This window comes from Deinococcus budaensis (assembly GCF_014201885.1).
GTDB classification, from domain to species: Bacteria; Deinococcota; Deinococci; order Deinococcales; family Deinococcaceae; genus Deinococcus; species Deinococcus budaensis.
In genome coordinates this window covers 64369-86591 of record NZ_JACHFN010000003.1, presented here as the reverse complement: position 1 = coordinate 86591, position 22223 = coordinate 64369, and the positions used below count along the sequence as shown (strand labels likewise).

The following is a 22223-nucleotide window of genomic DNA, read 5'->3' as shown; positions in this document are numbered from 1 at the left end:
GCCCCTCACAGCCGCCTCCAGCGCCGGTCCGGCCCGATCAATTCGTCGGCCTCGTCGGGACCCCAGGTGCCGGCGGGGTAGTTGGGAAAGTCGGCCGTGGGGCTGTCTGCCGGCGAGTCGCCCTCCCAGGCGCTCAGGATGCCCATGACGATCTGCCAGGCGTGGTCCACCTCGTCCTCACGGGGAAAAAGGGTCGCGTCGCCCAGCATGGCGTCGAGCAGCAGCCGCGAATACGGGCTTTCGAGCTGCGCCCCGAAAGCGTCGTAGCGGAAGTCCATCACGACTTCCCGCAGCACCATCTCCTGCCCCGGCGACTTGGAGGAGAATTTCAGGCTCACGCCCTCGTCGGGCTGGATGCGGAAGGCCAGCACGTTGCGCTCCAGCCCGCCCGGAAAGATGCCCAGCGGCGGGCGCTTGAACACCACCGCGATCTCGGTGACCTTTTTGGGCAGCCGCTTGCCGGTCCGCAGGAAAAAGGGCACCCCCTGCCAGCGCCAGTTGTCCACCTCCAGCTTGACGGCCACGTAGGTGGGGGTCGCGCTCCCGGGCTTGACGTTGGGTTCCTCCTGGTAGCCGGGCACCCGGTCGCCGTAGAGGGTGCCGGGGCCGTACTGCCCGCGCACGGCGACGCCCTTCACGCGCCCGCGCGGAATGGGCTTGACCGCCCGCAGCACCTTGACCTTCTCGTCGCGGATCGCGTCGGCGTCGAAGGCGGCGGGGGCCTCCATCGCGGTGAGGGCAAACAGCTGCATCAGGTGGTTTTGCAGCATGTCGCGCACCACCCCGGCCTCCTCGTAGTACCCGGCGCGGCCCTCCAGGCCCAGGTCCTCGGCGGCCGTGATCTGCACGTGGTCCACGTACCCCCGGTTCCACAGCGGCTCGAAAATGGCGTTGCCGAAGCGGATGGCCATCAGGTTCTGCACCGTCTCCTTGCCCAGGTAGTGGTCGATGCGGTACACCTGCGACTCGTCCCAGACCCGGTGCAGGGCGTCGTTCAGCTCGCGCGCACTTTTCAGGTCGTGGCCGAAGGGCTTCTCGATCACGATGCGCCGCCAGCCTTCGGACTCGTCGGCCAGCCCCAGCCGCCCCAGTCCCGCCGAGATCGGCTCGAAGAGGCTGGGCGGGGTCGAGAGGTAAAAGAGCGCGTTCTTGCGCCCGCCGTGCGCTTCTTCCGCCCGGTCGAGTTCGCGCCCGACCAGGTCGTACACCTCGTCTCCGGCAAAGTCCCCGAACTCGTAGTACAGCAGCTCGCGGAACTTCTCCAGCGCGCCGGGCTGCGGCGTGTCCGTCTCCTTGCTGCTCCTCAGCGCCTCGATGGCAAAGTCCTTGAAGGCCTCGTCGGTCATCTCCTGACGGCCCACCCCGACGATGTTAAAGGCGCTGCCCAGCAGCCCGTCTTGCCACAGCCCGAACACGGCGGGCAGCAGCTTGCGCTTGGCGAGGTCGCCCGTCACGCCGAAAATCACCAGCGTGGCGGGTTCGGGCGCGCGGCTGCGGCGCATCAGGGTACGGAAGGGGTTGTGTCCGTCGGCTCCCGGCGCGGAGGCGGGCACGCGGGCGCGGGTCTTGCGCGGCTTGCGCGTGGCGGCCTCCCCCCGGGCAGAGGCGTCTTTGGCCGTCTTTTTTCCGTGCGTCATGCCTCGCCCGTCACGCGCCGCTGGCCAGCCTCACCCAGTTGCTCGGCCTGGCCCTGCCCGCCGGTCTCCTGCTGGGCGGCCTCGACCGGGATGTTCTCGGGCGCGGCGACCTTGGGGTGCTCGCCGGGCTGCACCTCGGGCACGACCGCCTCCTGCCGCGTCTGCTCCAGCACCTTGACCGCGTGCCCGCCAAAGGCCCGGCGCATGGCCGAGAGCATCTGCCCGGCGTAGCTGACCTCCTGCTGGCTGCGAAAGCGCATCTGGGTGGAGAGGGTGATCACCGGGGTGGGCACCCCCAGCTCGATGGAGTCGATCACCGTCCAGCGCCCTTCCCCCGAGTCGGCCACGTAGTCGGAAAGCTGCGAGAAGTCGGCCTGGTTTTTCAGGGCCTCGGCGGTCAGGTCCAGCAGCCAGGAGCGGATCACGCTGCCGTGGCGCCACAACTCCGCGATCTGGGCCATGTCCAGCCCGTAGTCTTCGCGGGCGTGCAGCAGCTCGAAGCCCTCGGCGTAGGCCTGCATCATCCCGTACTCGATGCCGTTGTGGACCATCTTGACGTAGTGCCCCGACCCGGCAGGCCCCATCCGGCCCCAGCCCCGGTCTGCTGCTGGCGCCAGCACCTCCAGAAAGGGCCGCAGCCGCTCGACGGCCTCCTGGGTACCGCCGACCATCATCGCGTAGCCCTCCGCCAGGCCCCAGATACCGCCCGACGTGCCCACGTCCACGAACCCAATGCCCTTCTCGGCGAGCGCCTCGGCGCGGCGCATGGAGTCCTTGTAGTTGGAGTTGCCCCCGTCCACCACGATGTCGCCCGGCGCGAGCCGGGTTGCCAGGTCCTCGATCACCGACTGCGTGACCTGCCCCGACGGCACCATCACCCACACCGCCCGCTGGCCCGGCTCGCCGAGCGCGGCGATCAGCTCGTCCATCGTGCGGGCACCCTCGGCCCCGCCCGCCTCGATCAGCGCGACATTCTCCTCGCTGCGGTCGTAGCCGACGACCCCCTGCCCGCCCTGCGTGAGGCGCAGCACCATGTTGCCGCCCATCTTGCCCAGCCCGATCATTCCGAGTTTCATACCTGACCTCCCGGCGCGGGGGAGGAATGCGGAAGCGGTTCCAGCCCCCTGGCTCATCTAGGGGGCATCATACGCGCGGGCCTGGCGGGGGCGGCCCCGGCGGGGGCGTTGTCTCAGGGCTGGCTCAAGGGCGGCCGGGGGCGGGGCGCGCTTCAGCACTCCGCCCCCGCTGCCCGCACCTCTTCCCGGTCCAGTCCTTGATACGGGTCGGTCAGGGGCAGGGTCAGGAGGGGGTCGGCCAGGAACCGCCGGAAGTCTTCCTCGCTGATGGGGAGCCGGGCCGGGTATTCCCCGATGCCCCGCTGCACCATGAACAGCAGATAGGGCTGGCCGGTCTCCGGGCGCCGCCCCAACGTGAGGCGCAGCTCCGGGTCCCGGAAGACGACCGCGTCCCGCAGGTCCCAGAGGTCCATGAGCGCCTGGCCTCCTACTTGCGCCGCCGCGCCGCTTTGGCCGCTTCCTTTGCCGCCTTCTGCTCCTCTTTCTGCTTGCGCTGCATCTCGCGGCCCATGTCTTCCAGCAGTTGCGCGCCCTGGGCGTCCACCTGGCGCTGGAGTTCGACCAGCGTCGTCACGACCAGGTTGTGCAGCATCCGTTCGACCGGCTTCTGAATCCAGCCGTAGCGCACCCGCCCGTTCACGCTGAGGGTCACTTCGGTGCCGCCCGGCACGGCCTTGAAGGTCCAGCCCTGGGTCAGCTTTTCCAGCGGGCCGACGTGGCGCACGCTCTCCCAGCCGCCGCGCAGGGGGGCTTGAAGCTGGCCGTAGCGGGCCGTGAAGCTCAGGCCCAGCAGCCGCCGCGAGAACTTGAAGCGCACCGGCACGTTGTTGGCGAGCCGTCCCTCACCGCCTTCATACTCGGCCCGCACCAGATTGGGGTCCCAGCGCACCCGCCGCTTGGGTTCCAGCGCGAGGCGGTACAGCACGTCCGGGCGCGCCCTGACCACGATGCTCTGCTTGATGTTGATGGCTTGGGACATGTCGGGGGTCAATCTAGAGGATGTGGGCAGGGCGGTGTGGGCGGCAGGAAACCCCCACCACCCACGTCCTCCCCTCAGTCCAGATAGTCCCGCGCCCGCAGGTGCGAGGCGCGCAGGTTGAAGCGCTCGGCGTACTTCACGCCCGCGAGCCGCCCGGTCCCCGCGCGGCCCTCGCGGAACTGCTCGGCGGTCCAGGCCCACTTGTAAAAGTCGCGGTAGTAGCCCGCCACATCCTCGGACGCCTGAAAGGTCTCGGTGGTGTCCACGAAAACCTCCGGGTAGGGGCTGGCGGGCGCGTAGTACTGGTACAGCCGCACCGGCTCGCGCCAGGCGTCCAGCCGGGTCACGTCCTCGCCGCTCTCGACCGCCTCGTCGCCGCTGAGGTCGGGCGCCGGGGGCATCGCCACGCCGCCGCCCGACTCGTTGACGATCTTGGGAATGCGCGCCAGCGTCACCGCGTCGAAGGCGATCTTGGCGGTCATGCGGTGGTCGGGGTGGGGGTGGTCGTCACTCCAGGTGATCACGGCGTTGGGCCGGAAACGGGCATAGAGCCGCGCGAGTTGCAGGGCTTCCGGGCGCCCGCCCGTCATGCGGCTGTCGCCCATGTCGAAGAAGTGGGAGGCGGCCCCGATGCGCCCCGCCACCCAGGCCCCGTGTTCGCGCCTGACCCGCGTGACCTCCTCGTGGGAAGCGTCCCCGAACTGCGAGGCGAGTTCGCCCAGCGTGGTCCAGACCAGCAAGACCTCGTCGCCGCGCGCCGCGTGTTTGGCCAGGGTACCGATGCACCCGATCTCGTCGTCCGGATGGGCAAAGACCGCCATGATTCGCATGGAAGAGAGGATAGGGCCTGTGGCCCGCCGCCCGGAGCGGCCGGAGAGCGCAGCGGCCCAGGTCCAGGCCCGTCGTCCCGCCACGCGCCACCGGCCCACTTACCGCAGGAAGCGGATGCTCAGCGGGTAGTGGTACGCCCGCCCCTGGTTGACCCGGATCACGGCCAGCAGCATCACGACCAGCGGAAAGGCCCACAGCACCAGGCTGACGGGCAGCACCACCGCGAAAAAGGCGGTCAGGCTGCCGAAGAGGGCAAAGGCCCCCAGGTCGGGCGCCCCCGAGGCCGCGCCCACCGCCCCGCCGATCAACCCCAGGCTGAACAGTGCGAAAAACAGCAGCCCCGTCAGAAAGGAATACAGCCACACGCTGAGCTGAAAGTTGAGCGCCTCCTTGCCCTGCGCGTCGAGCAACCGGCTGCGGTCGCGGTAGGCCAGCCAGGCGGCCAGCGGCCCCAGCACGTTGCCGAGGCCCGGCAGCACCAGCCCCAGCAGCGGCGAGAGATGCACGGTCAACGCAGGCGTGCGCTCGGCCTCGGGGATAAAGTCCGCGTCCGGCGCGCGGCCCCGGCTCAGGTCGGGGGAGGAAGGAGGGGGTCCGGGAAGCATATTGACAGTACGCGCGCCGCTTCCCTACAGTTCCGGGGTTATGACGCCCTCGGGGGCCAAGCCCCACTTCAGGAAATCGCCCGCTCGAAAAGCCCAGGACGCCGCCCGCGACCGGCTGCCCCTCCAGGCCGGAATCCAGCCGGCCGTGCCGGTGGCGGGCGAACAGGTCGAGCTGTACAGCGACGGCGCCTGCGACACCGGGGCCGGGCACGGCGGTTGGGCGACCATCCTGAAGTACCGGGGCCAGGAACTTGTCCTCAGCGGCAACGAGCGGGAGACCACCAACAACCGCATGGAGCTGCGCGGCCTGCTCGAAGGCCTCCGGACCCTCAAGCGCCCCTGCCAGGTGCGGGTGGTGACCGACAGCCAGTATCTGCGCAAGGCCTTTACCGACGGCTGGATTCTGAAATGGCAGCGCAACGGCTGGAAGACGGCGGGCGGCGATCCGGTGAAAAATCAGGACCTCTGGGAGGAGCTGATCGCGCAGGCCAAAACCCACGCCCTGACCTTCGTGTGGGTCAAGGGCCACGACGGCCACGGCGAGAACGAGCGGGTAGACGTGCTGGCCGTGCAGGAACGCAAGAAGCTGCGGGCCGGGTAACGGGGAAGGGGGACAGAGGAAGCGGAGTCGGCCCTCCGCGCGGGGCGGCGGGCGTGGGTGCGGCCCCCCCACGGCGTGCCCCTCGCCGGTCCCGCCCACCACCACCAGCCCGCACAGCGGCCGCGTCGCGTTCGGCCGCTGTGCGGGGGCGTGGAGCAGCGGGGCCTCGGCGGTGGGGAAGAGGGGGGGGTTGGCCCCGGTCAGCAGGGGGAGGATACGGCGCTCCCGTGCCCGCGCCGACCTCAGGGAACCGCCCCGATGTTCCGCAGGCACGCCTCGCTGACCGGATCGAGCTTGGCGGGGTCGCCCGGCAGCGTGAACCGCACCCGGGCGGCCCCCCTGTCGAAGGTCACCGCATACCCCAGAAAAGCGGCCAGCGCTCCCGCCGGGAGAAAGGTGCGGCCCCCGCGCGACTGCGCGGCGACTGGCAGCGGCTCCAGCGCCGAGGCGGTCCTCACGCCGATCACGCCGGGGCCGCCGATCAAAAAGACCTCCCGCCCCGTGGTCCGCACGCGCAGGCAGCCCGCGAGGTCCACCACCCCGTTGTGGGGATCGAGCAGCGGGCGCCAGCCCAGCGAGGCGAAGGCCGGAAGCGGCAGCAGCAGCCGACCGCCGGAGATGGCGGCGGGGAACGCGCCCAGTTCGCGGCTGTTCAGCAGCACCCTCACCTGAGGCATGTCGGCACTCTGGGCGCGCGGCGGGGCGGGGGTCAGGCCCAGCCACAGGACGCTGGCGATCAGGCCGAAGCGGACGAGCCGGGTCATGGGTGCCCCATTCTCGGCGGCGCGGCTGACCAGGGCGTGACCGGACGGGCCGGTGGGGCCGTCTCCCCGCCATCCGGCGTATGTTCGCTGAACCTGCGCGCGGCTTACGCTGCACGCGATGAGCGCTGAGCCTGCCTCCCCGGACGCCCCCCAGGACGGCTGGCGAACCTTTCTGTGGCTGTGGGGATCGCAGGCGCTGAGCGTGCTGGGCGGTGGGCTGAGCGGCTTCGCGCTGAACATCTACCTGACCCAGACCCGCTTTCCGCTGGACACCCAGCGCGGCGACCTCGCGGCGGCCCTCTCGCTGACGGCGCTGGGGTGGACCTTTGCGGCGATCTTTGGGGGGCCGCTGGCGGGGGCGCTGGCCGACCGCCTGGACCGCCGCCGCATCATGCTGACCTGCGACCTGCTGGGGGCGCTGCTGCTCGCGGGAGCCGTGGCGCTCGTCACGCTGGGTACGCCCCCCGTCTGGGCGCTGGTGCTGCTCACGGCGGGGCTGGGGTTGATCGGCACCTTCCACGGTTCGGCCTTCGACGCCAGTTACAGCGTGCTGGTGCCCCGGGCGCAACTTCCGCGCGCCAACGGCATGATGCAGACCATCTGGAGCCTGTCGGGGCTGCTGAGTCCGGCGCTGGCGGCGCTGCTGATCGGCCTGCCCGCGCTGGCGCGGGGGAGCGGCGGCCCGGCGTGGCTGGCCGGCATTCGGGACGGCGTGCCGCTCGCGCTGGCGCTCGACGGGCTGACCTTTGTGCTGGCGGCGGCGGTGCTCGGGCGGCTGCGGATTCCCACCCCGCCGCGCGCCGATCTGGCCGGAGCCGGGGCGAGCCGCCCGCGCCCCAGCCTGGGCGAGGACATGCGTTTTGGCTGGCGCTTCATCTTCGCGCGGGCGCCGCTGCTGCACCTGCTGCTGACCTTTGCCGCCGTGAACCTGCTGACCAGCGGGGTGGGCGTGCTACACCCCCTCCTGGTGCGCTTCGCCCTGCTGCCCGACGCGGCGGCGCGCGGCCTCTCGCAGGGGGCGGCGCTGGCGACCCTCTGGACGGCCTTCAGCGCCGGGGCCTCGTGGGCGGCCTGCTGGTCAGCACCTGGGGCGGGCTGAAGCGCCAGCGGGTCCTGGGCGTGCTGGTGCCGATGGTGCTGGCGGGCGCGGCCCACGCCGCAAGCGGGGCCTTTTCGGGGCTGGTGGCGGTATGCCTCGCGGTCGCGGTCTTCGGAATGATGACCCCGGTCATGAACGCGCACTCGCAGGCGATCTGGCAGGCGCAGGTGCCGCCCGGCATGCAGGGCCGGGTCTTCAGCGTCCGGCGCCTGATCGCGCAGTTCACCGCGCCCCTCAGCACCGCGCTGGCGGGGCTGCTGGCCGCCCGCCTCGCGCCCGGCAGCGTCCTGGTCTGGTCGGGCGGCCTGCTGGTGCTGATCGCCGGGGCGCAGCTGCTCAACCCCGCCCTGCGCCGGGTCGAGGCCCCGCTCGCGCCTCTCCCGGCTGCGGGAGCGAGCGACTGAGTGGGGTGGGGAGCGGAGCGGGGAGAGGGTGGCCTCCAGCTCTCCCCCCGGCGGGTCCACATGTGCCGCCACCCCATCACAGGTACCGTTCTAGACTTCGGCCATCATGGTTCCAACGTCTCAGGGCGCCCCGGCGGGCGGCTGGCGGACCTTTCTGGCCCTGTGGGGGTCGCAGTCGGTCAGCCAGGTCGGTTCCTACATCGCGTGGTTCGCGCTGAACGTGTACGTGGCGCAGACCCTCTACCCGGACCCCGCTCAGAAAGCGCCGCTGGCGCTGGCGCTGGGGGCTTTTGCCATCGCCGTGACCTTGATCGCGGTGCTGATCGCGCCCGTCGCGGGGTCGGTCGCCGACCGCTTCGACCGCAAACGGGTGATGCTGCTGTGCAACGTCTTGTCGGGGGGGCTGACGCTGGGGCTGGCGGCGCTGATGGTCGGGACGGTGGCGCCCTTGTGGCTGCTGATCGCCTTTGTGGTCGCCACCCAGGTCCTGACCAACATCCACGAGGCCGCGCTGGAAAGCAGCTACGCGATGATCGTGCCGGAAGCGCAGCTGACCCGCGCCAACGGCATGATGCAGACCACCCGGCAGTTCAGCAGCCTGCTCGGCCCGGCGCTCGCCACGCTGCTGGTCGGTCTGCCCGCCCTGCTGGGGGCCTCCTCCGGGTCGGGAGGCTGGCTTTCGGGCCTGCGCGACGGCGTGCCTTTCGCCTTGCTGGTGGACGGGGTGAGCTTTCTGGTCGCTGGCCTGATCCTCTCGCGGCTCGCCATTCCCAGCCCGCCCCCTGCCCAGCCCCACGGCAGCGCGGGCGCGAACCTCAGGGCCGACACCCGCCTGGGCTGGACCTACCTGCTGCGCCGCCCGCCCCTGCTGCAACTGCTGGTCGTGGCCGCCGCGCTGAACTTCGCCACGGCCGCGATTCCGGTCTACCAGACGCTGCTGACCACCTTCACCCTGGAGCCTGACCGCGCCGCCCGGGGCCTGAGCTTCGCCGCGACGCTGGCGATCATCCAGACCGTGACCAGCGCCGGGATGGTCCTGGGTGGCCTCGCCATCAGCACCTGGGGCGGCCTGAAACAGCGGCGGGTGCTGGGCATCCTGGTCCCCGCCCTGGTGTCCGGCGCGGGCCTGATCCTGATGGGCCTGTCGGGCAACCTGTACCTCACGGCCGCCGCCTTTGCCCTCACGGTCTTCGTGATGCCCATCACCAACGCCCACAGCGGGGGCATCTGGCAGGCGCAGGTGCCGCGCGAACTTCAGGGCCGGGTCTTCGCGGTGCGCCGGGTGGTCGCCCGCTTCACGGTGCCGCTGGGCATGGCCTTTGTCAGCGGCCTCTCGACCGTGCTGCCCCCCGGACCCGTGATCGCCGCGATGGGCCTGCTGGTCATCGTGATCTGCGGGGCGCAGCTGCTGAATCCCACCGTGCAGCGGGTGGAGGACCGGGAGTACGTGGAGGGGCTGGCGGCGGCGCGGGGGGGGTAGAGCCACAGCGGAAAGAGGCCAGGACGCGGTGGAAGGTCCTGGCCTCTCGTCTGATTCGTGAGGGACATTGGCCCTGTCCCCTTGTGGGACGGGGTGCATGACAACTGGGAGGGAAGAGGCGCAGCACGGGAATGCGAAGCACCCGGAGTTGCGTTCCGGGTGCAGAAAGGAGGTGGGTCCTTATGAGTAACCGTCGTAAGGATGCACCCCAGCGTTCGCGCAGGAATGGAAGCCGGGTGAGGTCGCTGTCGTCCTGACAGCGGTTGGAACCCTGCTGACGGGCCTCGCGGCGCTCCTCAATGCCCTGAGCTAAGCCTCTCGCCGCCCGGTGGCACCCTTAACAAGCTGGTTTTGCCATCCGCCCACACCGGGCGGTTTTTGCTGCATCAAAGAGGACGCGGTTCACAGGAGGCATTCCCATGAACCGCGTACCCTTCCCCGTCCTTACCCCTGCCGCTCCAGCCAGCCCGCCAGCCACGGCAGCTTGCGGCCCACCTGCTCGCGCATGCCGCCCCAGTAGCGCCGCGACCAGCCTTCCAGGGTGCGCTGCTTGCCGCGGGCAACGGCCATCGCGCCTTCGGGCACGTCCTCGTGGACGGCGCTGCCCGCCGCGACAAAGGCCGCGTCGCCCACCACGCGCGGGGCGATCAGGGTGGAGTTCGAGCCGATAAAGACCCCGGCGCCCACGCGGCTGCGGTGCTTGTTCACCCCGTCATAGTTGGCGACGATGGTCCCGGCCCCGACATTCGTCTCCGCGCCGATCTCCACGTCGCCGAGGTAGGCGAGGTGCCCGGCCTTGACCCCGGCGGCGAGCTGCGCGTTCTTCGTCTCCACGAAGTTGCCGATATGCACGCCCTCCTCCAGCACGGTGCCGGGGCGCAGGCGGGCGAACGGCCCCACGTCGCTGCCCTCGCCGACCTGGGCGCCCTCCAGCACGCTGTGTGCCCTCACGGTCACGCCGCTCTCCAGCACCGTGTCGCTGAGCAGGCTGTAGGCGCCGACCGTCACCCCGTCCGCGACGCGGGTCTGGCCGCGCAGGATCACGCCGGGTTCCAGGGTCACGTCGCGGCCCAGCACCACCGTGTCCTCGATATACACGGTGTCGGGCGCGGGCAGGGTCACCCCGGCGCGCATGTGGGCCAGGTTGATGCGGCGGCGCAAGATCGCCTCGGCCTCGGCCAGTCCGGGGCGGTCGTTGGCGCCCATCACCTCGTCGGGGTCGGCCAGCTTGAAGGCGCGCACGGCGGCGCCCTCCCGGCGGTACAGCGCCAGCAGGTCGGTGAGGTAGTACTCGCCCGCCGCGTTGTCGTTGGTGATGCGCCGGGCCAGTTCGGGCGCGCGGGCGTCCATCACGTACACGCCGGAGTTGAACTCGCGCACGGCCTGTTCCTGGGGGGTCGCGGCCTTCTGCTCCACGATGCGCTCGACGTTGCCCGAGGCGTCGCGGATGATCCGGCCATACCCGGTCGCGTCGGGCAGTTCGCCCGTCAGGATCGTGAAGGCCGAGGCGTGCGCGCGGTGGTCGGCCAGCAGCTCGCGCAGCGTTTCCGGGCGCAGCAGCGGCGTGTCGCCGTACAGCACCAGCACGTCGGCCTCGCCGTCCGCGTCCAGCGCCTCGGCTCCGGCCAGGAAGGCGTGTCCGGTTCCCAGTTGCCCGTGCTGGCGCGCAAAGGCCACCCCGGGCGCTTGCAGCGCCGCTTCCACCTGCTCGGCTCCGTGCCCGGTCACCACGACCACCCTGCGCGCGCCCAGCTCCTGCGCGGCCTTGACGGCCCACGCGACCATCGGCCGCCCGGCCACGGGATGCAGCACCTTCGGCAGGGCCGATTTCATGCGGGTGCCCTGCCCCGCCGCGAGAATCACCACGTCCAGCGGACGCTCAAGTTCTGTCATTCAAAGTCACCTGTCCGGGGAGCAGTGTAAGGGAAAGCGCCCTGCCTGCCGCCCCCGGCAGACAGCAAAGGGCCGCAGCGCGGGGGCTGCGGCCGGGCAGGGCGGTCGGCAGAAGGGGCAGTTCAGCGCCCGGGAGGGCCGTCGCGCAGCTCGTCACCCAGGCGGTCGGCGGTCTTTTCCCCGGCGCGGCGCAGCTCGCCGCCCGCCGTATGCAGGGAATCGCCGGGGGAGTTTCCCTGGGCGACACTGGACACCGCCGTCTTTACCGCGTCTCCGGCGCGGGCGAGGTTGCCCTCGGGGCCGGGGTTCACGCGCTTGAGCAGGCCCTGCACCTGCTCTTGCAGCTTGGGATTTTTCTGGTAGAGGGTGTAGGCGCCGTAGCCCGCGCCGCCCAGCAGCAGCAGCGTCCAGGGAAAGCCGCCGCCCCCCTTCTTCTGCATCCGCAGGGCCGTGACCTCGCCCTGAAGCTTGCGGATGTCCATCTGCTGGCGGGCGATCAGGGCCGCCGTCTCGGCGTGCTGCTTCATGACCGCCTTGGTCACCTCGCGCTCCAGCTTGAGCGGCTTGCCGGGCTTGCCGTGGTCCATCTCCATTTCGGTGTGCATGCGGTGGCCTCCTGTGTGGCGAAGTTCTGGCCCGGCAGGCGGGGCACCTGGCCGCCGCAATCTGCGGGCATCCCGGCAAGTGTGCCGGGTCAAGGCGGGCCGCTGTTTGCGAGCCGGATGAACACCCCCTCACCAAGCCGCCCCACCCAAGAAGTGCTCAAGGACGCGCTTGGGCGCCCGGCGGCGCAGAGGGAGTTTCCTCCGGAAGACGGCCCCGGGAGAGCCGACAGGCAGGGGGCGGCGCACCCTCGCGTGTCGCCGCCCCCTGCCTGTCGCCGCCCCCTGCCTGTCGCCCGCCCAGGCTGCGCCGCCTTCAGCGCGTGTCGGGCCGGTTGCGCAGCCGCAGCAGCATCAGGATGCTGACGAGAATCAGGGGCACGCTGATGAGGTGGGTGTCGGTCCACAGGCCGATGCCGGGGGCGTCCAGGCCCTGGTTGAGGTAGGTCTTGATGGCGAGGGGGTTGAGGCGGAAGGTCTCCTCGGCGCCGGCGCGCAGGATGGAGTACCACAGCCAGAACTGCCAGAAGGCCCAGCCCGCCTTGCGCGACCGCAGCCAGAAGTACGCCGCGACGCTCAGGATGATGCCGATGAAGACGCCGTACAGCTGCGTGAAGTGGACGGGCGCGGTCATCACCAGTTGCCCGCCGATCTCCTGGCAGTAGCGCGAGAGGTCCATGTCGGGGTTGGGGTTGGGGATGCACATGCCCTCGTGAAAGGCGCGGGCGCTGTCCGGCCAGCGGTAACCGACCGGCCATCCGGTCACCCGGCCCACCGTATCGGTGCCGTTCATGATGTTGCCGATGCGCCCGCCGATGATCCCGAAGGCCACGCCCGGCACGAACAGGTCGGCGTACTCGTAGAAATTGAGCTTGTAGCGCCGGGTGTAGTAGATCAGCACCAGGATGCCGCCGATCAGCCCCCCGTGAATCGAGATGCCGCCCTGCCTCAGATTGATGATGTCGAGCAAGACGCGCGGAAAGGGAATGTTGGCGAACTGCTCCCACGAGGTCGCCACGAACACGATGCGGGCGCCGACCAGCCCCCACACGATGGCCCACAGCACCATGTCGCTGAACAGGTCCACGTTCAGGCCGCGCTCGCGGGCCAGCCGGGTGCCCACCCACACGCCCAGAACGATGCCCAGCGTGATCAGCACGCCGTACCAGGCAACCGTGAAATTGCCGATCTGCAAGAAGACGGGATCCATAAGTCCCGCGCAGTCTAAGCCGATTGTGGCCCCGGGCACCCGGCAAGCAAAGCCCCCAGCCTGCGGGAGCCGGGGGAATGGGGCCAGGGCAGATGGGAGGTCAGGTGCCGGTGCCGATCACGTGGCTGTCCTCGGCGGGAACCACCCGGAAGAGGCGCGAGAGCAAGATGCCCAGTTCGTAGAGCGCGTAAAGCGGCACGCCGACCATCAGCATGTTGAAAGGGTCCGGCGTGGGCGTGATAAAGGCGGCAAAGAGCAGCACCCCCACCAGCGCGATGCGCCAGCCCCGGCGCAGCAGGACGTGGTTGATCAGCCCGATCCGCGTCAGGATCACGGCCAGGATCGGCAGCTCAAAGGCGAGGCCGAAGGCGATCAGAAAACTGGTAATCGTGCCGATGTAGTTCGCGAGGCTCTGCATCTGCTGCACCGTGCCGCCCAGGAAATCGAGCAAAAAGCGCACCATCGCGGGCAGCACAAACGCGTACCCGAAAGCCGCCCCGGCCAGAAAGGACAGCCCCGCCCCCACGATGAAGGGCAGCCCCCAGCGCCGTTCGTGGGGGTACAGCCCCGGCGCGATAAAGGCCCAGACCTGCCACAGGATCAGGGGCAGCGCCAGCGCCAGCCCGGCCCAAAAGGAGAGTTGCAGGCTCAGCAGGAACTGGTCGGCCAGATTCACGGTGACGAGCTGGACGTTGTTCGCCTGGTACTGCTCGGAGTAGCGCAGCGGCCCCTTGATCAGCTCGATCAGTTGCAGCCGGTACTGGAAGGCGGCGACCATGCCCAACGCCAGAAAGATCAGGCTGTAGATCAGCCGCCGGCGCAGCTCGTCGAGGTGGTCGAGCAGCGGGGCGCTCGGGAGAGGCTGTCCCTGACTCATACGGGAAGGTCTCGCCCGGCTCAGGCGCGGGGGTCGCGCTCGGGAGCCGTCTCGGCGGCGCGTCCTTCGGCGGCGGCCACGGGCGTCGGGGTCACGGCGACCTGGGTCACGGGAACCTGGGTCGCCGGTTCCAGCGGGCGCGCCTGCACATCGGTGACCGTCACGTCGCTCAGCGGGGTGGTCGCCTGAGGCGGGGGAAGCGGCTCGCGGGTTTCTTTCCTGAACTCCTTGATGCCCAGGCCCAGGCCCTTGCCGAGTTCAGGCAGCTTCTTGGCCCCGAAGATCAGGGCGACGACGACGAGCAGCAGAATAATTTCCAGGGGACCAAACGGCATAGGCAGACCTCCAGGGGTCGGGAATGCAGGGCAGGGGTCGGGGCCGGGCGGGCCTCCGCCCCTTCAGCCTAACGCGGGAAGATGAAGGCCGGCGGTGTGGAGGGAAGCGGTGTAGGCCGGGGAACGGCGCGGCCCAGCGGCTCAGGCTCTCCTCTCCCAGTCTTATGCAGGTCAGGCCGGATTGGATGGTTGCGGGACGCCTCTGCCCCCCTTGAGCGAACCTGAAGGCGCGGGAGAAGACCGGTGCCGGGTCATCCACAAAGGCCGCGCGGGCATATGGAGTGTTGGGCCGCCCCACTGCACCCTGACCCGCAGCAGACTTCCCGGAGCGGCCCGAGGAGTGAACGTATGCCCAACCTCGGTGCCTCCGAGATCCTGGCCATTCTGGTGATCGCGCTGGTCGTGTTCGGGCCGCGCAACCTGCCCGAACTCGGCAAGAACGTCGGCCACGCCCTGCGCGAGTTTCGCCGCACCACCGGCCGCGTCACCGACGAGCTGCGCGCCGAGCTGAAAGCCCCCCCCCCGCCCCCGCCGCCTCCCCGGCAAGGCCCCTAGGAACCGTCGCGGCGCTCTTCACAAGGCGCGCCGGCCGTGCCCGGCAGGAGAGCAGGAGAGTGGTAGGCTGCCCGGCGACCCCCATGACCGCCGCCTCCCCGCCGCCCGACCCCACCGACGAGACGCTGATCGAGCGGATGGCCCAGGGCCAGCAGGACGCGCTGCTGGAGCTGCACCGCCGCCACTCGCGGCTGCTTTACGGGCTGGGCTACCGGATGCTGCGCCAGCGCGAGGATGTGGAGGGCTGCGTGCAAGACGCCTTCATGAATGCCTGGCGGCACGCGGCGCGCTTTGATCCCTCCCGCGCGCGCGCCAAGACCTGGCTGGTCAGCATCGCGCACCACCGCTTCTTGCAGCAGCTGCGTGACCGCCCCGCCACGGCCCTGGAGCTTGGCGACTGGGACCAGCCCACCCCCGCTGCGGACCCCACCGACCGGCTGCTGGTGGGCCGCGCCTTGCAGGTGCTGGACCCCGCGCAGCGCGAGCTGATCGAGCTGGCCTACTACCGGGGCCACTCGCACGCCGAACTGGCGGCCTTGACCGGATTGCCGCTGGGCACCGTAAAATCCCGGCTGCGCGCGGCGCTGGACCGGATGCGCGGGGCGCTGGGCACGCCCACCGGGACCGCGCCCGCCCGGCCCGGCCCGCCGGACGCCCCGAAAGGAGGGGAGCAGCCATGAAGCCCGACCGTGATCAGCTCCTCGCCTACGCCCTGGGTCAGCTCCCGGCGGCCGAGGCGGCGCAGGTCGAGGCCGCGCTGGACGCCGACCCGGCCCTGCGCGCCGACCTGCGCGCCGATCTGGACGCCCTGAGCCTGCTGGCCGAGGACCTCGATCTCGGCGGGGTGGAGGTGCCGCTGGATGCCGGGGCGCGCCTGCTCGCCCGCGTTCAGGCCGAAGAGGCGGCTGGCCCGGCCCGGATACAGCCGACCCCGCCGCCCGCTGCGGCGTCCTCCGCCCCGCCGCCGACCCCCCCCGCGCCCCGCCGCCCCGCCTGGCGCCTGCCCGCCGTGCTGGGGCTGGTGGCCGCTCTGGCCCTCGCCTTCGCGCTGTTCTCGCGCCCGGACGCCGACCCCGCTGCGCGCTACGCGGGGCAGCCCGGCGCGGTTCAGCGGGCCATCGAGGTGAACGGCGAGACGCTGGGCACGCTGGTGCGCCTGCCGGATGGCGGGGTCTACGTGCGGCTCACCCGCCCACTGCCGCCGGGCCGCACCTACCAGCTGTGGCAGCTCCAGGGCCAGACGCCCGTCTCGCTGGGCACCTTCGGGGAAGGCGGCCTGCTGGTCACGCTGCCCGCCGGGGCTACGGTCGCCGTGAGTGTCGAGCCGCCCGGCGGCAGCCCGCAGCCCACCACCCAGCCGCTGTTCGTCCAGCAGATCTAGGCTTCGCAGGCGCGCAGGGCGGCGCACGGAGGGGGCTGGGGCCGCCCGGCCTCTTCATGTGTCCTTCACCCACGGTGGCGGCGCTGATCCAAGCGGGGCGCGGCCGGATACCCACTCTGCGAAGGAACAAGACGCCCGGACTGGCCGCACGGGGCCTGTCCCGCCGGTCGCTTGTGCCTTTCGGCGGCCCTCCCCCCTTTTTTCCCACTCCCGTCCACCGGAGGACACATGAGCAACGACACGCACCGCACCGACACCCCGGGCATCAGCACCCGCCGCAAGTTCCTGGGCATGGCAGGCATGCTGGGCGCGGGTGCCGTCCTCTCCGGCTGCACCAGCGTGATCGCCACGCAGCCGGGCAAGGTGAACCTCGACGCCGCGATTTTCAACTTCGCGCTGAACCTGGAATACCTGGAAGCCGCCTTCTACCTGGCCGCCGTGGGCCGCCTGGGCGAACTCGACGCGGTGGGCGGCAGCAGCGCCCGCGTGACGCTCCCCGCCGGGTTCACGGGCGCCACGAACGGCGTGGGCATCTCCGGCCTGAGCGCCAACGTGCGCGCCATGGCCGAGGAAATCGCCGACGACGAGTTGGCCCACGTCAAGGTGATCCGCGCCACGCTGAAAGGTGCCGCCGTCGCCCAGCCCCAGCTTGACCTCGGCCCGGCCTTCGACGCGGCGGGGCAGGCGGCGTCGGGGGGCGCGATCAAGGGCTTCAACCCCTACGCGAACGAGCTGTTCTTCTTGCACGGCGCCTTCATCTTCGAGGACGTGGGCGTGACGGCCTACAAGGGCGCCGCGCGGCTGCTCGTGGACGACAAGGCGGGCGGCAACCTGGAAAACGCGGCCGGAATCCTGGCGGCCGAGGCGTACCACGCGGGCGCGGTCCGCACGCTGCTGTACCAGCGCCGCGCCGAGGTGGCCGCCGCGGGCCTGACGGTCGAGCAGATCGTGCAGGCGATCAGCAACCTGCGCGACTCGGTGGACGGCTCCGACGACCGCGACCAGGGCCTCACGGCCAATGCCCAGAACCCCGGCGTATTGACCCGCCACGCCAATATCGTCCCCACCGACGCGGGCGGCGTCGCCTTCAGCCGCACGCCCCGTCAGGTGGGCAACATCGTTTTCCTGGCTCCCGGCGCGACCAAGGGCGGGTTCTTCCCGGGCGGCCTGACCGACGACGGCAACCTGGCCAAGCTGCTCGCGCTCTAGGCGCTCACCCTCCCCAGGGAAGGCCGCCTGTGCGTGGCCTTTCCCGCCGCCGTCCCGGGGCGCGCCTGCCCTCAGATGCTCCAGCCGCCGTCCACCAGCACCTCCTGCCCGGTGATGTACCCGGCCTCGCGGGTGGCGAGAAAGGCGGCCGCCGCGCCCACCTCGCCGGGGTCCCCGAAGCGCCGCGCGGGGATGCGCCCACGCAGCCGGGCGGCCTCGGCGGGGTCGGCGTGCAGCGCCTGGAGGCGGTCGGTGGCGGTGTAGCCGGGGGCGACGGTGTTGCAGGTCACCCCGTCGGCGGCGACCTCCAGCGCCAGGGTCCGCAGGTGGTTGGTCACGGCGGCGCGCATGGCGTTGCTGACGGGCAGGGTCAGCGCAGGCCGCCCCACCGTCAGGCTGGTCACCGCGATGATGCGGCCCCAGCCGCGCCCCCGCATACCCGGCAGCACGGCGGCGGCCAGCCGCACGGTGGAGAGAAAGGTCGTCTCGAAGCCCCGGCGCCAGCCTTCCTCGTCCACCTCGCTGGGCAGCGCAGGAGGCGGCCCGCCCGCGTTGCTCACCAGGATGTCCACCTCTCCGGCGGCCTCGACCGCCGCCTGCACGCCTGCCAGGGTGCCCACGTCCGCGACGACCGCGCGGGCGCCCAGGGTCCGCGCCGCGTCCCGCAGCGCCGCCTCGCCGCGCGCTGCGAGCGTGATCTCGGCCCCCAGCTCCGCGAGGGCGGTCGCCGCCGCCAGCCCGATGCCCTTGCTGCCGCCCGTTACCAGGGCGCGTTTGCCGTCCAGCCTGAAGAGAGTCATGCGGGCAGGGTAACGCGGGCGGCTCCCGCATCGCCTGGCCCCCGTTGCGTTCTCTGGCCCTGCCCATGGGCAGCATCGTCCCGCACTGTCGCCTGAGGCGCCGTGTGCGGGGCAGCCTCCCGCTACCATGGCCCCATGAACGCGCCGCGCCTCCTCGTCACCGCCGTCTCGGGTCTGGGGGCACTTCTGATCGCCTACAGCGCCTTTTATGTGCGGGGCGACACGGCGGGCGTGATGCGCTACCTGCGCGAGCGCGGCGACGTGCGCGACCTCGCGGCGGGCGGCGCGGACGCGGCCACGCTGGAAGCCGCCCACCAGAGCCTCGCCGCGCTGGGGGCGCAGATCGCCGACCCCGCGTTCGCCCTGCGGATGCTGCCGGTCGCTGCCCTGATCGGCCTGCTGGTAGGCGCGCTGGTCTGGCGCCTGTTCGGCTCGCGGGCCGGGCGGGTGGGGGCGGGGGACGTGCAAGAAAGGATGGTGCTGCGGCTGGCCTACCGCCGGGGCGGGCGCTTTACCCTCGAGGACCTGCGCGCCGACTCGCCCCTCTCCGACGAGCAGGGGCGGGCCGTGACCCGGCGGATGCTGGACTCGGGCCGCCTGACCCGTGACGGCGACAGCTTCCGTCTGGTGCGGTGAGCGCGGTGCCGACCCCCCTGACCCTGACGCCCGCCGACCTCGCCCGGCTGCTGGGCGAGGCGCACGAGGGACCGCACTACAGTGTGCGCGCCGCGCTGGCGCTGGCCGACGGTCAGCCGCCGCCGCGCATCGCCGCCCTTGTCGCGGGCCTGACCGCGCGCAAGCGGACGCTGTGGACCGCCGTGGCGGGGGTCACGGGCACGCCGCCGCCCCCCGACGACGCGGGCCTGACCCGGCTGGCCGCCTGGGAGCAGGAGGCGGCGCGGGCGCTGCGGCCGGGGGACCTCGCCCTGCGGCTCGACGGCCGCACGGTGGCCGACGGGCTGCTGGAGCATGTGCGCGAGACGCTGTGGACGGCCGGGCAGATCGCAGCGCACGCGGGCCGGGTGCGGCTGGCCTGAGCCGCCGCGCCGCGGGTCCCTGCTCAGACAACCCGGCACGGTCGCGGTTGACACCTCTGCCCGCCCTCCCGTAGCCTGCGCGTCGGCTCTCAGGGAGCCACCTTTATCCAGAGCGGCGTAGGGATCTGGCCCGAACATCGCCGCAGCAACCGGCCCTCATCACGGCATTCGGTGCTCCGCCAGCCCGCACGCGCCAACGATGGCCCCACCCACGCGTCGGGAACGATAAGGGAAGGGTCTGTCACGCTTGGGCGTCCCCCTTCTCCGGTTTTCGCCCAGGAGGGGGACGTTTCGTCTCGGCTGTCATGGCCCCCTCCGGCTCCTCGCCCGGAGGACTGTTCATGACCGCTTCCCCCGCCCCTATTTTTTCTCCTCCCGCCCTCGCCTTCGAGGCGGTGAGCAAGACCTACCCCGGCCAGCCCGCCCCGGCGCTGCGCGAGCTGACCCTCACGGTGCCGCGCGGCAGCCGCACCGGCATCATCGGCCGCAGCGGCGCGGGCAAAAGCACGCTGGTCCGGCTCGTCAGCGGTCTGGACACGCCCGACGCGGGCCGCGTGCGGGTGCAGGGCCAGGACCTCGCCGCGCTGGGCGCGCCGGAACGCCGGGCGCGGCAGGCGCGCACCGGGCTGGTGTTTCAGCAGTTCAACCTGCTCGCGCAGCGCACCGCCCTGGGCAACGTGACCCTGCCGCTGGAACTCGCCGGGGTGCCGCGCGTCCGCCGCGAGGCCCGCGCGCGCGACCTGCTCGCGCAGGTGGGGTTGGCCGACCTGGCGGGGCGCTACCCGGCGCAGCTCTCGGGCGGCCAGAAACAGCGGGTCGGCATCGCCCGCGCCCTGGCGCTGGACCCCGACCTCCTGCTGGCGGACGAGGCCACCAGTGCCCTGGACCCCGAGACGAGCGCCGGAATCCTGGCCCTGCTGACCGAATTGCAGCGCGAACGCGACCTGACCCTGGTGGTCGTCACCCACCAGCTGGAGGTCGTCCGCGCCGCCTGCACCCACGTCGCCGTGCTGGACGCCGGGCAGCTCGTCGAGAGCGGCGAGACGCGCCCGGTGCTCGCCGCGCCGGGGCACCCGGTCACCCGCGCCCTGCTGGAGGCGCACCGCCCGCAGGTGACGCTGGCTCCCGGCGAGACGCTGCGCCGCGTGACCCTGCCGGGCCTGGACGCCTCCACCCTGGGTGCCCTGGCCGCGCTGGGCGCCCGGCTGGTGCAGGCCGAGCCTCACCCTCAGGGGGTGGACGCCTGGCTGACGCTTCCGGCAAGCACCCCCGACCTCACCGCCTCTCTGGCCCGCCGCCCCGCCGGGGTGGGCGCATGACGCCGGATGTGCTGCTGCCGCTGCTGGGGCAAGCCACCCTGGAAACGGTCCTGATGGTGCTGCCCGCCGCCCTGATCGCCCAGCTGCTGGGCACGGCGCTGGGGGTGGCCCTGACGCTGACCCGCCCCGGCGGTCTGAAGCCGAACCGGGCGCTGCACCGCCTGCTGGACGCCTTGGTGAACGTGGGCCGCAGCCTGCCTTTCATCATCCTGCTGGTGCTGCTGATCCCCTTCACCCGGCTGGTGACCGGGACCAGCATCGGCCCGGCGGCCGCCACGGTGCCGCTGACGGTCGCCGCGATCCCCTTCGTGGCCCGGCTGGTGGACGGGGCGCTGCGCGACGTGCCCTCCGGCGTGGCCGAAGCCGCCCGCGCGCTGGGGACCACCACCGCCCAGATCGTCGGCAAGGTGCTGCTGCCCGAAGCCCGTCCCGCGCTGCTGCACAGCTTCACGGTGCTGCTGGTCAGCGTGATCGGCTTCAGCGCGATGGCCGGAGCGGTCGGCGGCGGCGGCCTGGGCGACCTCGCCATCCGCTACGGCTACCAGCGCTTCGAGACGGGCGTGATGCTCGCCACCGTCGCCGTGCTGCTCCTGCTCGTGCAGGGCGTGCAGTGGCTCGGTGACCGCGCCGCCCGCCGCGCCGACCACCGCTGAAGCTGTTGCCCTTCCTCTGCCCGGCGGCCCTGCCCGCCCGGTCCCGATCTCTCACGCCCCTGGAGACTGCCATGCGCCCCACTGCCCCCCTGACTGCCCTGCCCCTCGCCGCCCTCGCTCTGGCCTCCTTCGGTCTCAGCTCCGGCGCCTCGGCCGGAACCCTGCGCGTCGGCGCGACCCCGGTGCCCCACGCCGAGATCCTGAATTTCGTCAAGCCCGCCCTGGCCAAGCAGGGGGTGAATCTGGTCGTGCGCGAGTTCTCGGACTACGTGCAGCCCAACCTGGCCCTGGCCGACGGCAGCATTGACGTGAACTTCTTTCAGCACCTGCCGTACCTGACGGGCTTCCAGAAGAACCGCCCCCTGGGGCTGGTGCCCGGGGCCAAGATCCACGTCGAACCCATCGGGGTCTACAGCCGCCGGGTGACCAGCCTGAAGAGCCTGAAGACCGGGGCCACCATCGCCCTCCCCAACGACCCCAGCAACAGCGGCCGCGCCCTGAAGTTGCTGGAGCGCTCGGGCCTGATTCGCCTCAAGAAGGGCGCGGGGGTGCAGGCGACCGTGCTGGACATCACCAGCAACGTCAAGCGCCTGAAGTTCCGCGAGCTGGAAGCCGCGCAGCTCCCGCGCGCGCTGGGCGACGTGGACGCCGCCGTCATCAACACCAACTACGCGCTCGACGCGGGCCTGAACCCCCAAAGGGACGCCCTGCTGCTCGAAGACCGCCGCAGCCCCTACGCCAACCTGCTCGTGGCCCGGCCCGCCACCCTGAAAAATCCCGACTACCTCAAGCTGGTGCGGGCGCTCCAGAGTCCGGAGGTCAAGGCCTTCCTGCTGAAGAAGTACGGCGGGGCGGTCGTTCCGGCCTTCTGAGGGC

General features: G+C 71.6%; 26 protein-coding genes and 1 riboswitch. Of the genes, 13 read left to right on the top strand and 13 right to left on the bottom strand.

Going from position 1 to position 22223, the window contains the following annotated elements:
* Positions 1-5: 5 nt before the first annotated feature.
* The 6 genes from zwf to HNQ09_RS05280 form a co-directional block, all read right to left on the bottom strand.
* The gene (gene zwf / locus HNQ09_RS05305) at positions 6-1637 is read right to left on the bottom strand and encodes a glucose-6-phosphate dehydrogenase (RefSeq protein ID WP_184026458.1); all 1632 of its coding nucleotides are present in this window, start codon (positions 1635-1637) and stop codon (positions 6-8) included.
* Positions 1634-2713, bottom strand: coding sequence for a phosphogluconate dehydrogenase (NAD(+)-dependent, decarboxylating) (gnd, locus tag HNQ09_RS05300; RefSeq protein WP_184026454.1), 1080 nt, complete (start codon positions 2711-2713; stop codon positions 1634-1636). Before gnd ends, zwf begins: the two co-directional genes overlap by 4 nt.
* A gap of 152 nt (positions 2714-2865) precedes the next feature.
* A complete protein-coding gene (locus tag HNQ09_RS05295) occupies positions 2866-3126 on the bottom strand; it encodes a hypothetical protein (RefSeq protein ID WP_184026452.1) in 261 nt (86 codons plus the stop codon).
* Between the two features lie 14 nt (positions 3127-3140).
* Positions 3141-3692, bottom strand: coding sequence for an SRPBCC family protein (locus HNQ09_RS05290; RefSeq protein WP_184026450.1), 552 nt, complete (start codon positions 3690-3692; stop codon positions 3141-3143).
* 74 nt (positions 3693-3766) lie between these two features.
* A complete protein-coding gene (locus HNQ09_RS05285; RefSeq protein ID WP_184026448.1) occupies positions 3767-4522 on the bottom strand; it encodes a PIG-L deacetylase family protein in 756 nt (251 codons plus the stop codon).
* Positions 4523-4621: 99 nt separating this feature from the next.
* Positions 4622-5128: a DUF4870 domain-containing protein gene (locus HNQ09_RS05280; RefSeq protein WP_184026446.1), complete on the bottom strand. Its 507-nt coding sequence runs from the start codon at positions 5126-5128 to the stop codon at positions 4622-4624.
* A 40-nt stretch (positions 5129-5168) separates the two neighbouring features.
* On the opposite strand from HNQ09_RS05280, the gene rnhA reads away from it, so the two are divergent.
* Positions 5169-5729, top strand: coding sequence for a ribonuclease HI (gene rnhA, locus HNQ09_RS05275; RefSeq protein WP_184026444.1), 561 nt, complete (start codon positions 5169-5171; stop codon positions 5727-5729).
* A gap of 242 nt (positions 5730-5971) precedes the next feature.
* Here the strand turns inward: rnhA and HNQ09_RS05270 are convergent, their stop codons facing one another.
* A complete protein-coding gene (locus HNQ09_RS05270; RefSeq protein WP_184026442.1) occupies positions 5972-6493 on the bottom strand; it encodes a stalk domain-containing protein in 522 nt (173 codons plus the stop codon).
* Positions 6494-6611: 118 nt separating this feature from the next.
* Between HNQ09_RS05270 and HNQ09_RS05265 the strand changes: the two genes are divergently transcribed.
* From HNQ09_RS05265 to HNQ09_RS05260, 3 genes are all read left to right on the top strand, one after another.
* Positions 6612-7592, top strand: coding sequence for an MFS transporter (locus HNQ09_RS05265; protein ID WP_246363163.1), 981 nt, complete (start codon positions 6612-6614; stop codon positions 7590-7592).
* Positions 7556-7996, top strand: coding sequence for an MFS transporter (locus tag HNQ09_RS18785; RefSeq protein ID WP_246363162.1), 441 nt, complete (start codon positions 7556-7558; stop codon positions 7994-7996). The genes HNQ09_RS05265 and HNQ09_RS18785 overlap by 37 nt, the downstream gene beginning before the upstream one ends.
* Positions 7997-8102: 106 nt before the next feature.
* Positions 8103-9476: an MFS transporter gene (locus HNQ09_RS05260; protein ID WP_184026440.1), complete on the top strand. Its 1374-nt coding sequence runs from the start codon at positions 8103-8105 to the stop codon at positions 9474-9476.
* 444 nt (positions 9477-9920) lie between these two features.
* Here HNQ09_RS05260 and glmU read toward each other — a convergent pair whose 3' ends face one another.
* From glmU to HNQ09_RS05235, 5 genes are all read right to left on the bottom strand, one after another.
* Positions 9921-11369 carry a bifunctional UDP-N-acetylglucosamine diphosphorylase/glucosamine-1-phosphate N-acetyltransferase GlmU gene (glmU, locus tag HNQ09_RS05255; RefSeq protein WP_184026437.1) on the bottom strand — a complete coding sequence of 483 codons (1449 nt, stop codon included), beginning with the start codon at positions 11367-11369 and terminating at the stop codon, positions 9921-9923.
* Between the two features lie 122 nt (positions 11370-11491).
* On the bottom strand, positions 11492-11974 hold the full coding sequence (locus HNQ09_RS05250; protein ID WP_184026435.1) for a hypothetical protein: 483 nt from the start codon (positions 11972-11974) through the stop codon (positions 11492-11494).
* 313 nt (positions 11975-12287) lie between these two features.
* Positions 12288-13181, bottom strand: a complete 894-nt coding sequence (lgt, locus tag HNQ09_RS05245) for a prolipoprotein diacylglyceryl transferase (RefSeq protein ID WP_184026433.1) — start codon at positions 13179-13181, stop codon at positions 12288-12290.
* Positions 13182-13281: 100 nt separating this feature from the next.
* Positions 13282-14058 (bottom strand): twin-arginine translocase subunit TatC, encoded by a 777-nt coding sequence (tatC, locus tag HNQ09_RS05240; RefSeq protein WP_184026431.1) that lies wholly within the window; start codon positions 14056-14058, stop codon positions 13282-13284.
* A gap of 20 nt (positions 14059-14078) precedes the next feature.
* Entirely contained in the window at positions 14079-14393 is a 315-nt protein-coding gene (locus HNQ09_RS05235) for a twin-arginine translocase TatA/TatE family subunit (RefSeq protein ID WP_184026429.1), read from the bottom strand.
* 348 nt (positions 14394-14741) lie between these two features.
* On the opposite strand from HNQ09_RS05235, the gene HNQ09_RS05230 reads away from it, so the two are divergent.
* From HNQ09_RS05230 to HNQ09_RS05215, 4 genes are all read left to right on the top strand, one after another.
* Complete coding sequence (locus tag HNQ09_RS05230) at positions 14742-14948, top strand: Sec-independent protein translocase subunit TatA/TatB (protein WP_184026427.1); 207 nt, start codon at positions 14742-14744, stop codon at positions 14946-14948.
* A gap of 83 nt (positions 14949-15031) precedes the next feature.
* Positions 15032-15628, top strand: coding sequence for an RNA polymerase sigma factor (locus HNQ09_RS05225; RefSeq protein WP_246363161.1), 597 nt, complete (start codon positions 15032-15034; stop codon positions 15626-15628).
* Complete coding sequence (locus HNQ09_RS05220) at positions 15625-16329, top strand: anti-sigma factor (RefSeq protein ID WP_184026425.1); 705 nt, start codon at positions 15625-15627, stop codon at positions 16327-16329. Before HNQ09_RS05225 ends, HNQ09_RS05220 begins: the two co-directional genes overlap by 4 nt.
* Positions 16330-16557: 228 nt before the next feature.
* Positions 16558-17538, top strand: coding sequence for a ferritin-like domain-containing protein (locus HNQ09_RS05215; protein ID WP_184026423.1), 981 nt, complete (start codon positions 16558-16560; stop codon positions 17536-17538).
* A 71-nt stretch (positions 17539-17609) separates the two neighbouring features.
* On the opposite strand, the gene HNQ09_RS05210 is transcribed toward HNQ09_RS05215, so the two are convergent.
* Complete coding sequence (locus tag HNQ09_RS05210; RefSeq protein WP_184026421.1) at positions 17610-18338, bottom strand: SDR family oxidoreductase; 729 nt, start codon at positions 18336-18338, stop codon at positions 17610-17612.
* Between the two features lie 135 nt (positions 18339-18473).
* Between HNQ09_RS05210 and HNQ09_RS05205 the strand changes: the two genes are divergently transcribed.
* The 5 genes from HNQ09_RS05205 to HNQ09_RS05185 all read left to right on the top strand — a co-directional run bounded on the left by HNQ09_RS05205 (position 18474) and on the right by HNQ09_RS05185 (position 22219).
* Positions 18474-18974 carry a hypothetical protein gene (locus HNQ09_RS05205; protein ID WP_184026419.1) on the top strand — a complete coding sequence of 167 codons (501 nt, stop codon included), beginning with the start codon at positions 18474-18476 and terminating at the stop codon, positions 18972-18974.
* A 5-nt stretch (positions 18975-18979) separates the two neighbouring features.
* Complete coding sequence (locus tag HNQ09_RS05200; RefSeq protein ID WP_343057621.1) at positions 18980-19375, top strand: hypothetical protein; 396 nt, start codon at positions 18980-18982, stop codon at positions 19373-19375.
* A 100-nt stretch (positions 19376-19475) separates the two neighbouring features.
* Positions 19476-19607: riboswitch (SAM riboswitch) on the top strand.
* Between the two features lie 109 nt (positions 19608-19716).
* Complete coding sequence (locus HNQ09_RS05195) at positions 19717-20694, top strand: ATP-binding cassette domain-containing protein (RefSeq protein WP_184026417.1); 978 nt, start codon at positions 19717-19719, stop codon at positions 20692-20694.
* The gene (locus HNQ09_RS05190) at positions 20691-21347 is read left to right on the top strand and encodes a methionine ABC transporter permease (protein ID WP_184026415.1); all 657 of its coding nucleotides are present in this window, start codon (positions 20691-20693) and stop codon (positions 21345-21347) included. Before HNQ09_RS05195 ends, HNQ09_RS05190 begins: the two co-directional genes overlap by 4 nt.
* Positions 21348-21418: 71 nt before the next feature.
* The gene (locus tag HNQ09_RS05185; RefSeq protein ID WP_184026413.1) at positions 21419-22219 is read left to right on the top strand and encodes a MetQ/NlpA family ABC transporter substrate-binding protein; all 801 of its coding nucleotides are present in this window, start codon (positions 21419-21421) and stop codon (positions 22217-22219) included.
* Positions 22220-22223 lie beyond the last annotated feature (4 nt).